This is a genomic window from Pseudomonas sp. GW821-FHT12A04 (genome assembly GCF_058807755.1).
On the sequence record NZ_JBXAQZ010000003.1, the window covers coordinates 484,804 to 504,244 of the forward strand.

The window sequence follows — 19,441 nt, forward strand, 5'->3', positions numbered from 1 at the left end:
CCATGCCCCGAGTTTCCCGCAAACAAGCCGACCTCAACCGCGAGACTATCGTCGATGCCGCCACCCGGCTGTTTCGTGAACGCGGCTTGCACGGGATCAGTGTGGTCGATGTGATGGCCGCCGCGGGCCTGACCCACGGTGGCTTCTACGGGCACTTCGAATCCAGGGAAGCCCTGGCGCAAGAGGCCAGCGGCCGGGCTTTCGAGCAGGCCGCGCAACGCTGGTCAGGACGGGTGGCCGAGCATGACGGCAAGGACGCCGCCCGCCGTGCCGTGGTCGAAACCTACCTGTCCAACGAAAGCCGGGACAATCCGGGCGACAGCTGCCCGGTGGTGGCCTTTGCCGGGGACATGTGCCATGAAGCCGCCGAGAGCGGACTGCGCCAAACCTATCTGCAGGGCCTGAACAACCTGCTCGATTCCCTTGGCTCGCTGCTGGACGCAGAGGACGAAGCCGGCAAACGGCAGCAGGCGCTGGTGCAGTATTCGCTGATGTTCGGTGCGCTGATGCTGTCCCGGGCCACCCGAGGCGACCCGCTATCGGATGAAATTCTCGAAGCTGCCCGGGCCGCCCTCACGCCGTCGAAGTAAATCGCCCGCCCCCACGCAATAAAAAGATCGCAGGCATTACCAGCTCCTACACTCAGCGCAGTGTCCACAATGGCGCAGGAGCTGCCACGGACTGCGATCGCTGGTGGTTGCCAAGCCGCCCTGAAATCAGCAATCTCAAGTGACGTTCGAGCCGATTTTTCGATGCCCACAGGGAGCCAAGCATGCCTGTAACCGTTCTGGTACTGGTTGAAACCATCAATGAGTACCTGCCTATCCTCGAACATCAGGGCTTTCACCTGATCCTGGCCCCGACGCCCGCCGAGCGCGCCGAAGCCATTGCCCGCCACGCCGGGCAGATCGACGCCGTCCTCACCCGTGGCCCGTTGGGGCTGTATGCCGATGAAATCGCCGCCCTGCCCAACCTCAAGATCATCTGCGTGATTGGCGCCGGCTATGAACACGTCGACCTGCAGGCCGCAGCGAACCGGGGCATCACCGTCACCAATGGCGCCGGGGTCAACGCCTCGTCCGTCGCCGACCATGCGATGGCGCTGTTGCTGGCGCTGGTGCGCGACATACCCCGCTGTGATGCCTCGGTACGGTGCGGCGAGTGGCCGAAGATCATGCGTCCTTCCCTCGCTGGCAAACGCCTGGGCATCCTCGGCCTCGGCGCCGTCGGCATGGCCATCGCCAAACGCGCGGCCAATGGCTTCGACATGGCGGTGAGTTACCACAATCGCCAGCATCGCAGCGATGTGCCCTACACCTTCTGCTCCACCCCCACTGAACTGGCCCGTGCTTCAGACTTTTTGATCGTCGCGACCCCCGGTGGTCTCGGGACCAGACACCTGATCAACAAAGCGGTCCTTGATGCCCTGGGTCCCAACGGGTTCATCGTCAACATCGCCCGCGCCAGCGTGATCGTCACCACCGACCTGATCAGCGCCCTTGAACAACGCCGGATCGCTGGCGCCGCACTCGACGTGTTCGACGCCGAACCGAAGGTGCCGGATGCACTCAAGACCCTGAGCAACGTGATCCTCACCCCCCATGTCGCCGGGCTATCCCCGGAAGCCACCCAGGGCACCGTCGAAATGGTGGGCAAGAACCTCGTGGCGTTTTTCTCCGGCCAACCGGTGCTCACGCCGATCGAACTGCCGTCGGCCGAGAGCCGGCTCGCCCATTGATGGCGATTCAAACAGCTGTATCAAAAACAATGATTGGCCGGCAACACGCTCACCTATAAGAGCCGTTCGCGGTTGTAGGTGTGCAGTGTGCGCATTAGATTAGCCAATAGTTTCAGGCCTCCAGAATAAGCAGAAGGGATAAGCATGGCGCTTACTGACCAGTCCACCCGTACCCGCACCGGCGAAGAGCTCGATGCCGGCCTGATCGATCCGTACCTCAAGGCCCATATTCCGGGGCTCAGCGGCTTGCCACGGATCAGCCAGTTTCCGGGCGGCGCTTCAAACCTCACTTACTTGCTGGAATACCCCGAACAGGAATTCGTCCTGCGCCGCCCGCCCTTCGGCCACAAGGCCAAGTCGGCCCACGACATGGGCCGTGAATTCCGCATCCTCAATCAACTGCGCGACGGTTTTCCGTACTGCCCGAAAGCCTACGTGCACTGCACCGACGAATCGGTGATCGGTGCCGAGTTCTATGTCATGGAACGGGTCAACGGCATCATCCTGCGCTCGGACCTGCCGCCGGAGCTGGGCCTGGATTCGGCGAAAACCGAAGCCCTGTGCAAGAGTTTCATCGACAAGTTCGTGGAACTGCATCGCGTCGACTACAACGCCTACGGCCTGGGTGACCTGGGTAAACCCGAAGGCTACGTGGCACGACAAATCAAAGGCTGGAGCGATCGCTACGAAAAGGCCCTGACCCCCGATGCGCCACAATGGGAAGCGGTCAAGGCCTGGCTCAACGACAAGATGCCGGCCGACCATCCGACCTCCAGCATCGTGCACAACGACTACCGCTTCGACAACGTGATCCTCGACCCGAACAACCCGATGCAGATCATCGGCGTGCTCGACTGGGAACTGACCACCCTGGGCGATCCGCTGATGGACCTGGGCAACACCCTCGCCTACTGGATCGAAGCCGATGATCCGGCGCCGGTGCAGATGATGCGCCGCCAGCCGAGCCACGCGCCGGGCATGCTCACCCGCCGCGAGTTCGTCGATTACTACGCCGAACGCTCGGGCATACGCATCGACAATTTCGACTTCTACTACACCTACGGCCTGTTCCGCCTGGCCGGCATCGTGCAGCAGATCTACTACCGCTTCTACCATGGCCAGACCCAGGACAAACGCTTCGCGCAGTTCATTCACATGAACAAGCTGCTGGAGCAGATGAGCTTGCAGGTCATTTCGAAATCCAGCCTCTGACCGTATGTGATCCCTGTAGGAGCGAGCCCGCTCGCGAAGATCGTGAACGATAACGCGCACTGACCGGCCTCAACTGAACAGCGTTAGCCGCGACACGGCATTTGACTCGATAACAAGACTTTTCATAAGGGAATCCCATGTCCAAGACTCAGTTGTTCGACCTCGACGGCAAGATCGCTTTCGTCTCCGGCGCCAGCCGTGGCATCGGTGAAGCCATCGCCAAACTACTGGCCCAGCAAGGCGCCCACGTGATCGTGTCGAGCCGCAAGCTTGAAGGCTGCCAGCACGTCGCCGACGCGATCATCGCCGCCGGCGGCAAGGCCACCGCCATTGCCTGCCACATCGGCGAGATGGAACAGATCAGCCAGGTCTTCGCCGGCATCAAGGAACAGTTCGGGCGCCTGGACATCCTGGTCAACAACGCCGCGACCAACCCGCAGTTCTGCAACGTGCTGGACACCGACCTCAGCGCCTTCCAGAAAACCGTCGACGTGAACATCCGCGGCTACTTCTTCATGTCGGTCGAAGCCGGCAAGCTGATGCGCGAAAACGGCGGCGGCAGCATCATCAACGTGGCGTCGATCAACGGTGTTTCACCGGGCATCTTCCAGGGCATCTACTCGGTGACCAAGGCGGCCGTGATCAACATGACCAAAGTCTTTGCCAAGGAATGTGCGCAATTCGGGATTCGCTGCAATGCCTTGCTGCCGGGTCTGACCGACACCAAGTTCGCCTCGGCACTGGTGAAAAACGAAGCCATCCTGAACACCGCTTTGCAACAGATCCCGCTCAAGCGCGTGGCTGACCCAAGCGAAATGGCCGGCGCAGTGTTGTACCTGGCCAGCGATGCTTCCAGCTACACCACCGGCGTTTCGCTGAATGTGGATGGCGGCTTCCTGTCCTGATCGTCTGAACAGCACAAATCCCTGTGGGAGCGAGCTTGCTCGCGATGGCGGTATCAGATTCAACATCGATGTCGACTGATACGCCGCTATCGCGAGCAAGCTCGCTCCCACAGTCGGGGTTGTTGCACATCGCAGCGTCCGGGCTTACTGCGTGACGCAACGAGTCGTGGTGGTGACTCGGGTCACCTGCCCGTCTTCAGCCCGTACATCGCCCAGGACATCGGTTTTATCCATGGCCTGGCAGGTGGTTTCAGGAGGGGGTGGAGTCACCGCTGGAGGGGGTGGCGGACTGGCACAGCCGCCGAGGATCGCCACGCAGAATGCCAGCGACAAGGGTGAGATAACGCGTTTCCCAAGAGTTTTCATAGGTTGACCCGCGATAAGTGATAGACACATTTTTGTGACAACAAAACCGGCGCGCAAAATCCATGCACCTGTCAAAAAAATAAATATCTGCGAATCATTTATAGCCCAATCCGTGACCAGTACCCGTAAAAGCTGACAGTTCTTACATCACCGAATCAGGGCGCTGCAAGGAATTGCTGTCCAGTTCGTAACGCAGTTCTTCGATCAATGCGGTGACCGATAGTGCGTTTGTAGGTTAACCCTGCCCCTTCGACCGGGATTCACCAGAGAACAGTCCCCCGCTCCCGCGCCCAGACAATCGCCTCGCTGCGGCTGTGCACATTGAGCTTGGAGTACACCGTCGCCACATGGTTGCGCACTGTGTTCGGTGCCAGTTTCAGGCGCGCGGCGATGTCCTTGTCGGCCAGGCCTTCGCAGATCAGACCCAGTACATCGCGCTCACGGGCGGTTAGTTGCCCAGTGCTGGCCCGGTCGGTGACATCGTCCATGATCAAGACCAGCGACTCCGGTTTGCCACGGCCGTCAACCAATACCAGGCTGCGCACGCGATGGACCCAGGTGTACGCTTCGTTCCCCGCCGATGTCACCTCCACCAGCACATCGCTGAACGTCTCGCCACGGGCCACCCGACTGATCGGGTAGCTGTCGGCCGGCACGAGGTGATTGTTGCGATAACGCAGGGCGAAGCGTTTGACATAGGCCTTGGCGTTGCTGCCCAGGTCGCTGATCTGCGAGGCACCGTGCATGGCCAGCGCAGCCTCGTTGGCCCACAGGATGCTCTGGTCGGGATCGAGCAGAATCACCCCGTCGGACAAGCCGGCGATGATTTGCTGCAACTGGTGACGATTGGCCTCAGAGGTCAGGACGTGCTGGCTCATTTCGACTCCACAAGTATGGTGCCCCTGTGAAGAATACGACCGCCGGAGTTTTGGTTAGTGCAACGAACCTTGGGGGAGCGGGCTTGCTCGCGAAAGCGGTGGAGTTGGTCAGCGAAAAGCCTGGAGGGCCGGTGGTCCTTTGACTATTGCACGTTAAAGGACGCGTCAAGCCCCGCCAACTTGTCCGGATTACGCATGATGAAAACCCGATTCACCCGCCCGGTTTCATCGAAAGCAAACGTCATCGACGCGGTGATAACACCGTCGGCCTTGATGATGACGCCTTGTGCACCATTGATTTCAACGGGCAGCCATTCACAGGTTTGCCAATAGGCGTGCAACGACTGACCAATGAAATCCAGCACGCTTTCGATGCCAAACAGCGTTTCACGGATCGCCGAAGCCTTGCCGCCGCTGTCGGCGCAGAGTTCGACGTCTTCGCTTAGCATCACGCTCAAGTTCGCCGTGGAACCACTGGTGATGGCGTTGTGGAAGGCACTGAGCAACTGGTTTTGGCGCACAGGTTCCGGTTGATAGCGGGCCTGGGCACTGCCAAGACTCGCCTTGGCCCGAGACACCAGTTTGCGGCAAGCGGCTTCCTGCACCCCGACCGCATCGGCAACCTGCGGGTAATCCATGTCGAAGATTTCGTACAGCAGGTACGCGGCACGCTCCTTGGGTGTCAGCCGCTCCAGCAGCAACACGAACGCGGTGGACAGCGACGAAGCCAGTTCATGCATGTGCTCGGGTGAGTCCTGATGCGCCGTGTGGATCGGCTCCGGCAGCCAGGTACCGATGTAATCTACCCGGGACTTGTGCGCCGACCGTAGCAGGTCAATGCAATGGCGGGTGCAGGCGGTGGTAAGCCAGGCGGCCGGCGTGGCGATGGAGGCCCGGTCGGCCTCCAGCCACTTGATGAACAACTCTTGCACCGCATCCTCGGCTTCGACGCGCGAACCGAGAATGCGATAGGCCAGACCAAGCAAAAAGGGCCGCCGCTGTTCGAACACAGTGGCGGCGTTTTCAGCGCAGTTCATCAATCAGTGCCTCGACACCTGCAAGCGGTTCCACAGGTTGATCATGCCGATCTCGGCCGTCAAGGCGCCGATCTGTTCGTCATTGAAGTACGCCCTCAGTTCACCGCGCAGGCTGGCGTAATCGGTTTTTTCATCCAGTATCGTCAAGGCTTCGGTCCACGCCAGCGCGGCGCGCTCCGCAGCGCTGAAATCACTGACGTGACGCCAGACGATCAGGCGATCCAGACGCTCGTTGGTTTCATTGGCTTCCCGGGCTTCGCGGGTGTGCATTTTCACGCAAAAACCGCATTGGTTGATCTGCGAGGCGCGCAAGTGGATCAAATGCTTGAGGGTGGGGTTGAGGTCATGATGATCGAGAACGACATGAACCTGGGTCAGGCTTTCGAAAACCTGTGGAATCGATTGCAGCAGGTTGACCGCTTGGGTGTTGGACGACATCGTGTTGCTCCACTGATTGAGGGATTCAACAGGATGACGATTGAGGGTTGGGGTTTGTGACGTGCGCTGATTCATTCAGCGCACGTCACTCGGTTCAAGCAGCCAACTCTCCCTTCGCAATCGCCGCCGAAGCCGCCAGCATTGCCCGCAACAGCACCGCACACCCGGCCGCCAGGTCATCCGGCGCGGCGTTTTCGATTTCGTTGTGGCTGATGCCGCCTTCGCAGGGCACGAAGATCATCCCGGCCGGGCCGAGTTCGGCGAGGAAAATCGCGTCGTGGCCCGCGCCGCTGACAATGTCCATATGCGACAGGCCCAGGCTTTGGGCGGCGCCGCGTACCGCTTCGACGCAGCCCTTGTCGAAGTACAGCGGTGGGAAGTCGGCCGTTGGCGTGAGTTCGAAGGTCAGGCCATGTTCGTCGCAGGTGGTTTCGATGACTTCACGCACTTCGGCAATCATCGAGTCCAGGCGCGCCGGTTCCAGGTGCCGGAAGTCCAGGGTCATGCGCACTTCGCCGGGGATGACGTTGCGCGAGCCGGGATAGGCTTGCAGGCAACCGACGGTGCCGCAGGCATGGGGTTGATGGCTGAGGGCGGCGCGGTTGAGCGCACCGACGATCACCGCGGCGCCGACCAGAGCGTCCTTGCGCAGGTGCATCGGGGTCGGGCCGGCGTGGGCTTCGACGCCGCGCAGTTTGAGGTCAAACCATTTCTGCCCGAGGGCGCCCATGACCACGCCTATGGTCTTGCGTTCGTCTTCCAGTATCGGGCCTTGCTCGATGTGGGCTTCAAAGTAGGCACCGACTTTGTGGCCGCTGACTTTGCGCGGCCCGGCGTAACCAATGGCATTCAGTGCCTGCCCCACCGTCACGCCCTCGGCATCGACCTTGGCCAGGGTTTCCTCGAGGGTGAATTTTTCCGCGAACACGCCGGAACCCATCATGCACGGGGCGAAGCGCGAGCCTTCTTCGTTGGTCCAGACCACCACTTCCAGCGGCGCTTCGGTTTCGATGTTGAGGTCGTTGAGGGTACGCAGCACTTCGACGCCGGCCAGCACACCGAAGCAGCCATCGAACTTGCCGCCGGTGGGCTGGGTGTCGATGTGGCTGCCGGTCATCACTGGTGGCAGGTCGGGATTGCGCCCGGGGCGACGGGCGAAGATGTTGCCGACGGCGTCGATGCTGACGGTGCAGCCGGCATCGATACACCATTTGACGAAGATGTCCCGGGCCTGGCGATCCAGATCGGTCAGGGCCAGGCGACACACGCCGCCCTTGACCGTGGCGCCGAGCCTGGCCAGTTCCATGAGCGATTGCCACAGGCGGTCGCGGTTGATGTGCTGATGGCTGGACTGCAGAACGTCTACGGCCGCGTTCATGATGATTTCCTCAGGCTGTTCTTGTGTGTTTCTTCAGGCAATTCGTTGGTGAACTTGAGGCCGCCATCGCGGGCAAGCCCGCGATGAGGCCCCTCCCTTACACCGCAGTTTTAGCTATTGATGGGCTGGGCCGCATCACACTCAACCCGTAATAAATAATCCCACCCAGCGCCGAGCCGGTGAACCAGCCATAGCTGTAGAACCAGCTGAACGCGTCGCTGCCCAGGGACAGCAGCGTCAGCACCACCGGCACACCAAACGCGATGAACCCGCTCCAGTTCCACGCCGGATACACGTCATCGCGGTACAGGCCGGCGAGGTCCAGTTGCTGCTTCTTGATCAGGAAATAGTCAACCACCATGATCCCGGCGATCGGCCCCAGCAGGCTGGAATAGCCGAGCAGCCAGTTGGAATAGACCGTTTCCAGGCTGAGATCGGAAACGATCAGGCCGAGCTTTTTCAGCAGTTCATGGGCCATCAGCGCCAGTCCGACCAGCCCGGTGAGGATTACCGCTTTGGTCCGGTTGATCGCCTTGGGTGCGATGTTCTGGAAATCGTTGGTGGGCGACACGATGTTGGCCGCGGTGTTGGTCGACAGCGTGGCGATGATGATCAGCGCCATGGCCAGCGCCACCCAGACCGGACTCTGGATATGGCCGATCAGGGTCACCGGGTCGGACACCGTCACCCCCACCAGCTTCACCGAGGCGGCGGTCATCACCACGCCCAGGGAGGCAAACAGGAACATGGTCAGTGGCAAGCCGATGATCTGCCCGACGATCTGGTCCTTCTGGCTTTTCGCATAGCGGCTGAAGTCGGGGATGTTCAGCGACAGCGTGGCCCAGAACCCGACCATCGCGGTCAGCCCGGCCGCGAAGTAACTGGCCACGCCCGCGCCTTCGGGGCGCTTGGCCGGGATCGCCAGCAACTCGGTCATCGACACGTTGGGCATGGCCCACACCAACAACCCAACCCCCACCAGCACTAACAGCGGTGCCGAGAGCGTTTCCAGCCATTTAATCGACTCGGCACCGCGAATCACCACCCACAGGTTCAGCGCCCAGAACACCATGAAGCCGATGACCTCACCGGTGCCGCCCAGGGACTTCCAGCCCTCGAACACCGAGCCGAGGAACAGGTGAATCGCCAGCCCGCCGAACATGGTCTGGATGCCGAACCAGCCACACGCCACCAGGGCGCGGATCAGGCACGGAATGTTGGAGCCGAGCACGCCGAAGGACGAGCGCAGCAACACCGGAAAGGGAATACCGTATTTGGTGCCGGGAAAGGCGTTAAGCGTCAGGGGAATCAGCACGATGATGTTGGCAAACAGAATCGCCAGCAGCGCTTCACCGACGGTCAGGCCGAAGTACGCGGTCAGCACACCACCAAGGGTGTAGGTCGGAACGCAGATCGCCATGCCTACCCACAGCGCGGTGATGTGCCATTTGTTCCAGGTGCGTTCACGCACCTTGGTCGGTGCAATGTCGTGGTTGTAACGGGGACTGTCGAGGACATCGCTGCCGGCTTCAAGCTCGAACAAGCCGTCGCGCTCGGTCACTTGCGATCTGATCTGTTGCATGGCCGCTCCACTGTTCTTTGAATTATTTTTTGCTCATCGGGGGCTGGCGGCATCAATAAACGTGCCGGGTGCCCCGATTACGCATCGGGCAGTTCCATAAACACTCTGTAAGCAACTGATGTTTATCAGTTTTATGCAGTCAACGATGCAGTCCTCAGTTGCATGTCATGCCACTCAGGCCGAATGCCAGACAAGTTGTCCTGACAGTCAGGACTCAATCTGGTGCGTTGATCTTTTTTTCGATGGCTGCGCATCAACCATAGACCATACTCAAACAGCTGATTTCACATAAGAAATCTTGACTATTTTTCGATCCTGTCAAGTGCGTCAAAATGGTGAACGGCCTCACCATTTTGGTGATTCTTGCAATTAATCTTTAATTATCAATTAGTTAATTACTGCATAAGCTTATAAAAAATATTCTTGCCGATTCGGATAACTGCAGCTAGCGTTTAATCCTGACAGCACTGACAGGAATAAATCTGACCGGGCTGTTTGTATATAGAACATCTAGAACCGGCATAAACCGGTCATTGCCTGCGAGGAACTCGGAATGTCTCTGTTGATCCGTGGCGCCACCCTTGTTACCCATGATGAAAGTTATCGCGCCGATGTGTATTGCGCAGACGGCGTGATCAAGGCCATCGGCGAAAATCTCGATGTACCTGCAGGCGCCGAAGTGCTCGACGGCAGCGGCCAATACCTGATGCCCGGCGGCATCGACCCGCACACCCACATGCAACTGCCCTTCATGGGCACCGTGGCCAGCGAAGACTTCTACAGCGGCACGGCGGCCGGACTGGCCGGCGGCACCACGTCGATCATCGACTTCGTGATTCCCAACCCGCAGCAATCCTTGCTCGAAGCCTTCCATCAGTGGCGCGGTTGGGCCGAGAAGTCGGCGTCGGACTATGGCTTTCACGTCGCCATCACCTGGTGGAGCGAACAGGTCCGCGAGGAAATGGCCGAACTGGTCAGCCAGCACGGCGTCAACAGCTTCAAGCATTTCATGGCCTACAAGAACGCGATCATGGCCGCCGATGACACCCTGGTGGCGAGTTTCGAACGCTGCCTGGAACTGGGCGCGGTGCCGACCGTTCACGCGGAAAACGGTGAACTGGTGTATCACCTGCAACGCAAGCTGATGGCCCAGGGCATCACCGGACCGGAAGCGCATCCGCTGTCGCGGCCTTCACAGGTTGAGGGTGAGGCCGCGAGCCGGGCGATCCGCATCGCCGAAACCCTAGGCACGCCACTGTACCTGGTTCACGTCTCGACCAAGGAAGCCCTGGACGAAATCACCTACGCCCGGGGCAAGGGCCAGCCGGTCTACGGCGAAGTACTGGCCGGGCACCTGCTGCTGGACGACAGCGTCTACCGCGATCCGGACTGGCAAACCGCCGCCGGTTACGTGATGAGCCCGCCGTTCCGCCCCCGCGGCCATCAGGAAGCGCTCTGGCATGGCCTGCAATCGGGCAACCTGCACACCACCGCCACCGACCACTGCTGCTTCTGCGCCGAGCAAAAAGCCGCTGGCCGCGACGACTTCAGCAAGATCCCCAACGGCACCGCCGGCATCGAAGACCGCATGGCGGTGTTGTGGGATGAAGGCGTGAACAGCGGACGCTTTTCGATGCAGCAATTCGTCGCGCTGACGTCCACCAACACGGCGAAGATCTTCAACCTCTACCCACGCAAAGGCGCGATTCGTGTGGGTGCCGATGCCGACCTGGTGCTGTGGGACCCGCAAGGCACGCGCACCATTTCCGCCAAGACCCACCACCAGCAGGTGGACTTCAACATCTTCGAAGGCAAGACCGTGCGCGGCGTGCCCAGCCACACCATCAGCCAGGGCCGCGTGGTCTGGGCCGACGGCGACCTGCGGGCCGAACGCGGGGCCGGGCGCTACATCGAACGACCGGCGTATCCGGCGGTGTTTGATTTGCTGAGCAAGCGGGCTGAGTTGAATCAGCCGGTTGCCGTGAAACGCTGAGAGCGGCCTTCGGCCTATCGCGAGCAAGCTCGCTCCCACAGGTTTTGTGAACACCCGAGATCCCTGTGGGAGCGAGCTTGCTCGCGATGAGGCCCGCACAGACAACACAAAAAACAATGCCCATTCAGAGGCAGCACCTCAAATAACCGTGAGGCCAAAACCGTGATCAAGACCCTGGACCACCTCCCGCATCCCGTTGAGAATGCGGCCGCCCTCGCCGGCCACTTCACCGATCTGGCGCCGCCGCTCAACGAGCGCCAGGCGCACCTGGAAGCCTCGCGCTGCCTGTATTGCTACGACGCGCCCTGCGTGAATGCCTGTCCGAGCGAGATCGACATTCCCTCGTTCATCCGCAACATTGCGCAGGACAACGTGCAAGGCGCCGCGCAGAAAATCCTCTCGGCCAACATCCTCGGCGGCAGTTGCGCCCGGGTGTGCCCGACGGAGATTCTTTGCCAGCAAGCCTGCGTGCGCAACAACACTCACGAATGCGCGCCGGTCATGATCGGCCTGTTGCAACGTTACGCCGTGGACAACGCCCATTTCAGCACGCACCCCTTCCAGCGTGCTGCCGCCACCGGCAAACGCATCGCCGTGGTGGGTGCCGGTCCGGCCGGTTTGTCTTGCGCCCACCGCAGTGCCATGCACGGGCATGACGTGGTGATTTTCGAGGCGCGGGAAAAGGCTGGCGGCCTCAACGAGTACGGAATCGCCAAATACAAACTGGTGGATGACTACGCGCAAAAGGAGCTTGAGTTCCTGTTGGAGATTGGCGGCATCGAAATCCGCCACGGGCAGAAACTCGGAGAGAACCTGACCCTCAGTGAACTGCATCAACAGTTCGATGCGGTGTTCCTCGGCCTCGGGCTCAATGCCAGCAAACAGCTAGGGCTGGCCCACGAAGACGCGCCCGGCCTGCTCGCCGCCACCGACTACATCCGTGAACTGCGCCAGGCCGATGACCTGAGCCAACTGCCCCTGGCCGACCACTGCATTGTCCTCGGCGCAGGCAACACCGCCATCGACATGGCGGTGCAAATGGCCCGCCTCGGCGCCCACGATGTGAATCTGGTGTACCGCCGTGGCATCGAGGACATGGGGGCCACCCATCACGAACAGGAGATTGCCAAGGCCAATCAGGTGCGGCTGATGACCTGGGCTCAACCCGAAGAAGTGCTGCTCGATGACCATGGCCGCGTGCGCGGCATGCGTTTCGCCCGCACCCGTCTGGTGAAAGACCGCCTGCAAACCACCGGTGAAACCTTCGAACTGGCCGCCGACGCGATCTTCAAGGCCATCGGCCAGACCTTCGACGGCAGCGCCCTCAGCGATCCGCTGGCCCGAGAACTCAAGCGTCAGGGCGAACGCATCGAAGTCGATGAGCAACTGCGCACCAGCATCCCCGGCGTGTATGCCGGCGGCGACTGCACCAGCCTCGATCAGGACCTTACCGTGCAAGCCGTGCAGCATGGCAAGCGCGCCGCCGAGGCGATCAACGCTCAACTGATGCTCAACGTGGAGGCTGCGTAAATGGCCGATCTGTCGATTGTCTTCGCCGGCATCAAAGCACCCAATCCATTCTGGCTGGCCTCCGCGCCGCCGACCGACAAGGCCTACAACGTGGTCCGCGCCTTCGAGGCCGGCTGGGGCGGCGTAGTCTGGAAAACCCTGGGTGAAGACCCGGCGGCGGTGAACGTGTCTTCGCGCTACTCGGCACACTTCGGGGCTAACCGGGAGGTGCTGGGCTTTAACAACATCGAGCTGATCACTGACCGCTCGCTGGAGATCAACCTGCGGGAAATCACCCAGGTCAAAAAGGACTGGCCGGACCGTGCGCTGATCGTGTCCTTGATGGTGCCCTGCATCGAAGAATCCTGGAAACACATCCTGCCGCTGGTGGAAGCCACTGGCGCCGACGGCATCGAGCTGAACTTCGGTTGCCCCCACGGCATGCCGGAACGCGGCATGGGCGCGGCGGTCGGCCAGGTGCCGGAATACGTGGAACAGGTCACCCGCTGGTGCAAGACCTATTGCTCGCTGCCGGTGATCGTCAAGCTCACGCCGAACATCACCGACATCCGTGTCGCCGCCCGCGCGGCCCACCGTGGTGGTGCCGATGCGGTGTCGTTGATCAACACCATCAACTCGATCACCAGCGTTAACCTCGAACGCATGGTCGCCAATCCCATGGTCGGCAGCCAAAGCACCCACGGCGGTTACTGCGGCTCGGCCGTCAAGCCGATTGCCTTGAACATGGTCGCCGAAATCGCCCGCGACCCGCAGACCCAGGGCCTGCCGATCAGCGGGATCGGCGGCATTGGCAACTGGCGCGATGCGGCGGAATTCATCGCGCTCGGCAGTGGCTCGGTGCAGGTCTGCACGGCGGCGATGCTGCATGGCTTCCGGATTGTCGAAGACATGAAGGACGGCTTGTCACGCTGGATGGACAGTCAGGGCTATGCCAGCATTTCGGAGTTTTCCGGCCGCGCGGTGGGCAACACCACGGACTGGAAGTACCTGGACATCAACTACCAGGTGATCGCGAAAATCGATCAGGAGGCTTGTATCGGTTGCGGTCGCTGCCATATCGCTTGTGAGGACACCTCGCACCAGGCCGTGGCCAGCCTCAAGCAAGCGGATGGCACTCACAAGTATCAAGTGATCGATGAGGAGTGTGTGGGCTGCAACCTGTGCCAGATCACCTGCCCGGTGCAGGACTGCATCGAGATGGTGCCGGTGGAGACTGGCAAGCCGTTCCTGGACTGGAATCATGATCCGAGGAATCCGTATCACGTCGGTCCTTGAAATCTGCGGCGTCTGAACCGGCGCCATCGCGAGCAAGCTCGCTCCCACAGTGGATTTGTGTCGTACATCAAACCTGAGTACACCAATGATCCCTGTGGGAGCGAGCTTGCTCGCGATGAGGCCGGCCACTGCAGCACAAATCTCAAGGCTCCAACCCGATCCCCCGCAAAATCACACTGGTCACCGTCTGCACCGCTTTCTCGAACTGCATGTCCGACAGCGGCTGATGGTCGTTGAGAATATTCACCTGGTGATCGAAGTCGGCGTAGTGCTGGGTCGAGGCCCAGATCATGTACAGCAGGCTCGAGGGCTCCACCGGCAGGATGCGTTTGTCGTCCACCCACTGGCGGATTTTCGCTTCCTTCATCTTGGCCCAGTCGTACAGGCTCGCATCCAGCGCTTCGCCGAGGGTCGGCGCGCCATGGATGATTTCGTTGGCCCAGACTTTCGAGCCATAGGGCCGGCTGCGGGAATGGTTCATCTTGGCGCGGATGTAGCTGCTGAGCACCACACGCGGGTCATCGAACATCTCGAAGCACAGCGCATCCTGCTTCCAGACTTCCAGCAAGTCGAACAGCACGGCGCTGTACAACTCGGTCTTGGTGCTGAAGTAGTAGTGCAGGTTGGAGCGCGGCAGTTGTACTTCAGCGGCGATGTCGGCCATGGCGGTGCTGCCAAAGCCCTTTTCAGCGAAGACTTTTTCCGCCCCCAGCAGGATTTTTTCGACGTTACTGCGACGAATCTCGATCTTGTGATTGCCCATGCGGATCCCCGACAACAACGTTGAGCAAGACTAGCATCCGCTCTGGATCGCGGCGACAGGGGAAAACGAAACTTCGTACTGCCGCTGTCGTATAGCTAAACTCTGCGCACTTGGAAACTGCCTGAGGTACCCACGATGTTGCTCAAGAAAACCCTGACCGTCGCGGCCCTGCTCGGCACGCTGCCGCCGATGATTTCCAGCTGACAATCCAATCCCTTGTGGGAGCGAGCTTTTGTGGCGAGGGGGCTTGCCCCCCGTTAGGCTGCGCAGCAGACGCAAATATAAACGCCTCGATATGCCTGAAAGTCGTAGGGGCCGCTTCGCGACCCAACGGGGGCAAGCCCCCTCGCCACAGGGAACGGTGCAAGCCTTGAAAATCACACAGCAGGTCAACATGTCGCTAACACTGATCGAACTCGAAGACGAATTCACCCGCCTCATCCTCGCGCCCGAGCTTGGCGCCAGCATCGTCAACTGGACGGTGCGCAGCACCGGACAGCCCTTGTTGCGCCACAGTGATGCCCATGCCCTGAACACCGGCCTGCCCGGCAAACTCGGCTGCTTTCCCTTGATCCCCTGGTCCAACCGCATCGCCGATGGCGGTTTCGATTGCCCCGATGGCTGGCTGGCACTGGCGCCCAACAGCCTCACCGATCCCCTGCCGATTCACGGCAGCGCCTGGCAGCAGGCGTGGGACATGGTTTCCCGGTCGGAAAATGAAGTGGTCCTGCAGCTCGACGGCACAACCCCCTTCGCTTATCGCGCCCGGCAACGTTTCCATTTGAGCGCGGGCAAGCTGAGCATCGAACTGCACGTCACCCACCTGGCCGAGCACGCTGCGTGGCATGGCCTGGGATTGCATCCGTATCTGCCGCGCACCGAGAACACCCGACTACAGGCGCCCGCCCGGCATGTGTGGTTGTGCGACAGGGCAAAACTGCCGACAGAACTCAGCGCATTGCCGCTCGAGTGGGATTTCCAGCATCTGAAGGCATTGCCCGAATTGCTGGTGGACAACGGCTTCTGCGAATGGAACGGTCACTGCCTGATCGAGCAAGCGGATCTTGGTTACACGCTCGACTGCCAGGCCACCGGCAGCGATTACTACCTGCTGTACTGCCCCGTGGGCCTGGAGTTTTTCTGCATCGAACCGGTGAGCCATCCGGTCAACGCGCACCACCTGCCCGGTCGGCCGGGGTTGCGTTTGCTGGAACAGGGCCAATCCACCGAACTGGGTTTCACCCTGCAGTATCGACCGCTTCAGGCAGATGCTCCCAACAGTTGACTCAATACCGCTCGCAACTTGCCAGGCTTCACCGGTTTGTTCAGCAAGGGTGCGTTGAGCCGCTGCAACGCACGCCGACATTGGTCGGTGCGGTCGGCGGTAATGATCACCGCGGGAATGTCCTGGTGGAAATGCTCGCGTAAATGTCGCACAACATCACAGCCGACCACCCCGTGATCGAGGTGATAGTCCGCGAGAATCAGCTCCGGCGCCTGTCCGCTTAGCGCCGCCAGCGCAGCCGCTTCATCGGTGGCGACCAGAACGTCGCAGCCCCACTGCCCGAGCAACGCGCCCATGCTTTCGAGAATGCTCACTTCGTTGTCGATCACCAGTAAACGGCGGCCCGGCAACGGATTGCCGGTACCCGGTTGTGGTACCGCCTGGCTCACGGGCAACGGAACCTCGTCGGATATCGGCACCTCGATGCTGAACATCGAACCCCGCCCCGGCAACGAGTACACGCCGATCCTATAGCCAAGGATCTTGGCGATGCGCTCGACAATCGCCAGCCCCAGGCCCACGCCCTTGCGGTCGGCGGCGCGACCGACGTCCAGTTGGTTGAACTCGAGGAAGATCGAATCGAGCCGGTCGGCGGCGATGCCACGCCCGGTGTCCCAGACCTCCAGGCGCAGCATCTCGCCCCGACGCCTTACCGCCAGCAGGATGCTGCCTTCATCGGTGTAGCGACAGGCATTGCTGAGAAAGTTGCGCAGGATCCGCGTCATCAGGCGCAAGTCGGTGCTGATGGCGTAATCGGCCATGCGCACCCGCAGGTTCAAGCCGGCCGCCTGGGCGACGGACTGGAACTCCGACACCAGCGGCCCAAGCAGTTCGTCGAGGCGGTACGACGCGATGTCCGGCTTGACCGCGGCCTGATCGAGCCGGGAAATGTCGAGCAGATCCGTCAGCAGGTCTTCGGCCCCTTCCAGGGCCTGGTGAGTGCGCTCCACCAGCACCTGTTCGGCTTCCGGCAATTGGCGTTCGCGCAAGGTCGAAACCAGCAACCGCGCGGCGTTCAGCGGTTGCAGCAGGTCGTGGCTGGCGGCGGCGAGGTATTTGTCCTTGCTGTGATTGGCGGCCTCGGCGGCATCGCGGGCATCGCGCAAGGCCTTGGCGATCTGTTTACGCTGGGTGATCTGCTGCTGAAGGTTACGGTTGGCTTCGAGCAGTTCATTGGTGCGCGCGACGACGCGCAGCTCCAGTTCGTCATTGAGTTGCTGCAGGCGTTGCTGGGCCTGTTTGCGCTCGGTGATATCGGAAACGAACCCCTCCACCAGCCCTTCCTGGCCAGGTTTGAGCAGCAGGTTCATCAACACATCGAGATGGCTGCCGTCCTTGCGGCGCAAGCGGGTTTCATAGCCGTGCAGGCTGCGCTGGTGCCTGAGGATCTCGCCGATGTTTTCCAGCTCCTGCGCGCCGTCGACAAACAGGGCGCCGGCCAGGTCGGTCAGGGAGAACAGCACCTCCTGCGGGTCCTGATAGCCAAGCATGCGTGCCAGCGCCGGGTTGGCGGCACGCATGCCATCGTGCAGGCTGGCCTGGAAGATACCGTGCACCGCGTTTTCGAACAGCCACTTGTAGCGGTTACGCTCGGCTTCCAGATCATCCAGGCGCGCGGCCAGTTCCGGGTAATGACTCTTGCGCGCCGAATGGCTGCCCAGCCCCAGCAGCCCGGCCAGGGCGCGTTGTTGCTCGTCAGAGGGCTTCGCCATAGACGACCTCGACATCACGCTGGCTGGATTCGCGCGGGTTGGTCAGGATGCACGGATCGTGCATCGCATGCTGCGACAGGAACGGAATATCCGAGGTCCTGACGCCATGCAAACCGAGGGTTTCGTGAAAGCCGATGGCGTGCTTGAGGGCGATCAGGTGTTCGACCAGGCGCCCACAGATCTGCCGGTGATTCAGGCCTCGGCAGTCGATGCCGAAGGTCTCGGCGATCACCTTGAAGCGCTCCGGTGCCGAGTTGTAATTGAAGGCCACCACATGCTCGACGAGCACCGCGTTGCACAGGCCGTGGGGCAGGTCCAGAAAGCCGCCGAGGCTGTGGGACATGGCATGCACGGCGCCCAGGATGGCGTTGGAAAACGCCAGCCCGGCCTGCATGCTGCCGAGCATGATCTTCTCGCGCAGGGCGATGTCGGTCGGGTTGGCGATCATTTGCACCAGATTGCCATTGATCAGGCGCATCGCCTCCAGCGCATGGGGGTCGGTCAACGGCCCGTGGCCGGTGGACACGAAGGCTTCGATGGCATGCACCAGCGCGTCGATGCCGGTACAGGCCGACAGGAACGGGTCCATGCTCAGGGTGGTTTCCGGGTCGATCAGCGAAACGTCCGGCACCACGGCCTTGCTGACGATGGAGAACTTCATGCGCTCCTGCTGATTGGAAATGATCACGAATTGCGAGACATCGGCCGAGGTGCCGGCGGTGGTCGGAATCAGGATCAGCGGCGGGCTGGGCACGCGGATGGTGTCCACGCCCTCGAAATCGAGAATGCTGCGACCATGGGCGACGACGATGCCGATGCCTTTGCCGCAGTCCATCGGGCTGCCACCACCGACGGCGACGATCACGTCGCAGTGGTTTTCCCGGTACATCTCGGCACCGAGCATCACCTCTTCGACCCGTGGGTTGGGCGAGACATCGCTGTACAGGCAGTATTCGATGCCCAGCGCTTGCAGGCTGGCCTCGACATCGGCGACCCAGCCGGCGGCGATCACGCCGGGATCGCTGACCACCAGCACCTTGCGTGCGCCAAAGGTCTTGGCGTAATTGCCGACACTGTGCCGGCTACCGGCACCGAAGATGATTTCAGGGGAAACGAACTTGCGCAGCTGGTTGAGACTCTGGCTCATTGGAAAGCCTGTTTTTATTGTTTTGGAAGGTAGAAACCACACTAAACCATCCAGCTGCGAATGCAATCAGACCAAGGTCATCCGCCCTATTCTGCGAACGCCGCAGCCCCCTGTGGGAGCGAGCTTGAACTGGTCAAGTAATCCCGGACACCGGTTACGGTGTTTATGCCGCTTTTTGCTCCATGGCTATTGGCGACAGATA

The 19,441-nt window shown here is 61.1% G+C and carries 17 protein-coding genes and 1 pseudogene; 8 read left to right on the plus strand and 10 right to left on the minus strand.

Annotated features, from left to right (window positions below; translation table 11 throughout):
• The first annotated feature begins 2 nt into the window (after positions 1–2).
• From AC1RS8_RS07510 to AC1RS8_RS07525, 4 genes are all read left to right on the plus strand, one after another.
• Positions 3–590, plus strand: a complete 588-nt coding sequence (locus AC1RS8_RS07510; RefSeq protein WP_489340494.1) for a TetR/AcrR family transcriptional regulator — start codon at positions 3–5, stop codon at positions 588–590.
• A gap of 182 nt (positions 591–772) precedes the next feature.
• Positions 773–1,738, plus strand: coding sequence for a 2-hydroxyacid dehydrogenase (locus AC1RS8_RS07515; RefSeq protein ID WP_489340493.1), 966 nt, complete (start codon positions 773–775; stop codon positions 1,736–1,738).
• 144 nt (positions 1,739–1,882) lie between these two features.
• Positions 1,883–2,950 carry a phosphotransferase family protein gene (locus tag AC1RS8_RS07520; RefSeq protein ID WP_057715177.1) on the plus strand — a complete coding sequence of 356 codons (1,068 nt, stop codon included), beginning with the start codon at positions 1,883–1,885 and terminating at the stop codon, positions 2,948–2,950.
• Between the two features lie 137 nt (positions 2,951–3,087).
• Complete coding sequence (locus AC1RS8_RS07525) at positions 3,088–3,855, plus strand: SDR family oxidoreductase (protein ID WP_007976320.1); 768 nt, start codon at positions 3,088–3,090, stop codon at positions 3,853–3,855.
• A gap of 144 nt (positions 3,856–3,999) precedes the next feature.
• On the opposite strand, the gene AC1RS8_RS07530 is transcribed toward AC1RS8_RS07525, so the two are convergent.
• The 7 genes and pseudogenes from AC1RS8_RS07530 to AC1RS8_RS07560 form a co-directional block, all read right to left on the minus strand.
• Positions 4,000–4,221: a hypothetical protein gene (locus tag AC1RS8_RS07530; RefSeq protein ID WP_489340492.1), complete on the minus strand. Its 222-nt coding sequence runs from the start codon at positions 4,219–4,221 to the stop codon at positions 4,000–4,002.
• Between the two features lie 260 nt (positions 4,222–4,481).
• Positions 4,482–4,649: a response regulator transcription factor gene (locus AC1RS8_RS07535; RefSeq protein WP_371318495.1), complete on the minus strand. Its 168-nt coding sequence runs from the start codon at positions 4,647–4,649 to the stop codon at positions 4,482–4,484.
• A 24-nt stretch (positions 4,650–4,673) separates the two neighbouring features.
• Positions 4,674–5,099, minus strand: a pseudogene (locus AC1RS8_RS07540) (PAS domain-containing protein); the annotation flags it as partial.
• Between the two features lie 143 nt (positions 5,100–5,242).
• The gene (sigJ, locus tag AC1RS8_RS07545; protein ID WP_489340491.1) at positions 5,243–6,136 is read right to left on the minus strand and encodes an RNA polymerase sigma factor SigJ; all 894 of its coding nucleotides are present in this window, start codon (positions 6,134–6,136) and stop codon (positions 5,243–5,245) included.
• A 3-nt stretch (positions 6,137–6,139) separates the two neighbouring features.
• Complete coding sequence (locus tag AC1RS8_RS07550) at positions 6,140–6,574, minus strand: carboxymuconolactone decarboxylase family protein (protein ID WP_349733869.1); 435 nt, start codon at positions 6,572–6,574, stop codon at positions 6,140–6,142.
• A 94-nt stretch (positions 6,575–6,668) separates the two neighbouring features.
• Entirely contained in the window at positions 6,669–7,952 is a 1,284-nt protein-coding gene (locus AC1RS8_RS07555) for a Zn-dependent hydrolase (RefSeq protein WP_218498239.1), read from the minus strand.
• A 97-nt stretch (positions 7,953–8,049) separates the two neighbouring features.
• Positions 8,050–9,534: an NCS1 family nucleobase:cation symporter-1 gene (locus AC1RS8_RS07560; RefSeq protein ID WP_057715182.1), complete on the minus strand. Its 1,485-nt coding sequence runs from the start codon at positions 9,532–9,534 to the stop codon at positions 8,050–8,052.
• Between the two features lie 553 nt (positions 9,535–10,087).
• Here AC1RS8_RS07560 and hydA point away from each other — a divergent pair.
• From hydA to preA, 3 genes are all read left to right on the plus strand, one after another.
• Positions 10,088–11,527 carry a dihydropyrimidinase gene (gene hydA / locus AC1RS8_RS07565; protein WP_489340490.1) on the plus strand — a complete coding sequence of 480 codons (1,440 nt, stop codon included), beginning with the start codon at positions 10,088–10,090 and terminating at the stop codon, positions 11,525–11,527.
• A gap of 162 nt (positions 11,528–11,689) precedes the next feature.
• Positions 11,690–13,057: an NAD(P)-dependent oxidoreductase gene (locus AC1RS8_RS07570; protein WP_489340489.1), complete on the plus strand. Its 1,368-nt coding sequence runs from the start codon at positions 11,690–11,692 to the stop codon at positions 13,055–13,057.
• Positions 13,058–14,332, plus strand: coding sequence for an NAD-dependent dihydropyrimidine dehydrogenase subunit PreA (gene preA / locus AC1RS8_RS07575; protein ID WP_489340488.1), 1,275 nt, complete (start codon positions 13,058–13,060; stop codon positions 14,330–14,332).
• A 142-nt stretch (positions 14,333–14,474) separates the two neighbouring features.
• Here the strand turns inward: preA and AC1RS8_RS07580 are convergent, their stop codons facing one another.
• On the minus strand, positions 14,475–15,095 hold the full coding sequence (locus tag AC1RS8_RS07580) for a TetR/AcrR family transcriptional regulator (RefSeq protein WP_008046717.1): 621 nt from the start codon (positions 15,093–15,095) through the stop codon (positions 14,475–14,477).
• A 394-nt stretch (positions 15,096–15,489) separates the two neighbouring features.
• Here AC1RS8_RS07580 and AC1RS8_RS07585 point away from each other — a divergent pair, with 394 nt between their 5' ends.
• Positions 15,490–16,380 (plus strand): aldose 1-epimerase, encoded by an 891-nt coding sequence (locus AC1RS8_RS07585; protein WP_489340487.1) that lies wholly within the window; start codon positions 15,490–15,492, stop codon positions 16,378–16,380.
• Here the strand turns inward: AC1RS8_RS07585 and AC1RS8_RS07590 are convergent.
• Both AC1RS8_RS07590 and ercA read right to left on the minus strand, forming a co-directional pair.
• Positions 16,356–18,092: a PAS domain-containing hybrid sensor histidine kinase/response regulator gene (locus tag AC1RS8_RS07590; protein WP_489340486.1), complete on the minus strand. Its 1,737-nt coding sequence runs from the start codon at positions 18,090–18,092 to the stop codon at positions 16,356–16,358. The genes AC1RS8_RS07585 and AC1RS8_RS07590 overlap by 25 nt on opposite strands.
• Positions 18,076–19,239, minus strand: a complete 1,164-nt coding sequence (ercA, locus tag AC1RS8_RS07595) for an alcohol dehydrogenase-like regulatory protein ErcA (RefSeq protein WP_057715188.1) — start codon at positions 19,237–19,239, stop codon at positions 18,076–18,078. The genes AC1RS8_RS07590 and ercA overlap by 17 nt, the downstream gene beginning before the upstream one ends.
• Positions 19,240–19,441: the final 202 nt, after the last annotated feature.

What these genes read in the sequence shown, in the direction of transcription:
- AC1RS8_RS07550 (WP_349733869.1), bottom strand. Translation starts at nt 6,574, where the DNA reads ATGTCGTCCAACACCCAAGCGGTCAACCTGCTGCAATCGATTCCACAG.
- preA (WP_489340488.1), top strand. Translation starts at nt 13,058, where the DNA reads ATGGCCGATCTGTCGATTGTCTTCGCCGGCATCAAAGCACCCAATCCA.
- hydA (WP_489340490.1), top strand. Translation starts at nt 10,088, where the DNA reads ATGTCTCTGTTGATCCGTGGCGCCACCCTTGTTACCCATGATGAAAGT.
- AC1RS8_RS07520 (WP_057715177.1), top strand. Translation starts at nt 1,883, where the DNA reads ATGGCGCTTACTGACCAGTCCACCCGTACCCGCACCGGCGAAGAGCTC.
- sigJ (WP_489340491.1), bottom strand. Translation starts at nt 6,136, where the DNA reads ATGAACTGCGCTGAAAACGCCGCCACTGTGTTCGAACAGCGGCGGCCC.
- AC1RS8_RS07590 (WP_489340486.1), bottom strand. Translation starts at nt 18,092, where the DNA reads ATGGCGAAGCCCTCTGACGAGCAACAACGCGCCCTGGCCGGGCTGCTG.
- AC1RS8_RS07560 (WP_057715182.1), bottom strand. Translation starts at nt 9,534, where the DNA reads ATGCAACAGATCAGATCGCAAGTGACCGAGCGCGACGGCTTGTTCGAG.
- AC1RS8_RS07510 (WP_489340494.1), top strand. Translation starts at nt 3, where the DNA reads ATGCCCCGAGTTTCCCGCAAACAAGCCGACCTCAACCGCGAGACTATC.
- AC1RS8_RS07515 (WP_489340493.1), top strand. Translation starts at nt 773, where the DNA reads ATGCCTGTAACCGTTCTGGTACTGGTTGAAACCATCAATGAGTACCTG.
- AC1RS8_RS07555 (WP_218498239.1), bottom strand. Translation starts at nt 7,952, where the DNA reads ATGAACGCGGCCGTAGACGTTCTGCAGTCCAGCCATCAGCACATCAAC.
- AC1RS8_RS07580 (WP_008046717.1), bottom strand. Translation starts at nt 15,095, where the DNA reads ATGGGCAATCACAAGATCGAGATTCGTCGCAGTAACGTCGAAAAAATC.
- ercA (WP_057715188.1), bottom strand. Translation starts at nt 19,239, where the DNA reads ATGAGCCAGAGTCTCAACCAGCTGCGCAAGTTCGTTTCCCCTGAAATC.
- AC1RS8_RS07530 (WP_489340492.1), bottom strand. Translation starts at nt 4,221, where the DNA reads ATGAAAACTCTTGGGAAACGCGTTATCTCACCCTTGTCGCTGGCATTC.
- AC1RS8_RS07585 (WP_489340487.1), top strand. Translation starts at nt 15,490, where the DNA reads ATGTCGCTAACACTGATCGAACTCGAAGACGAATTCACCCGCCTCATC.
- AC1RS8_RS07525 (WP_007976320.1), top strand. Translation starts at nt 3,088, where the DNA reads ATGTCCAAGACTCAGTTGTTCGACCTCGACGGCAAGATCGCTTTCGTC.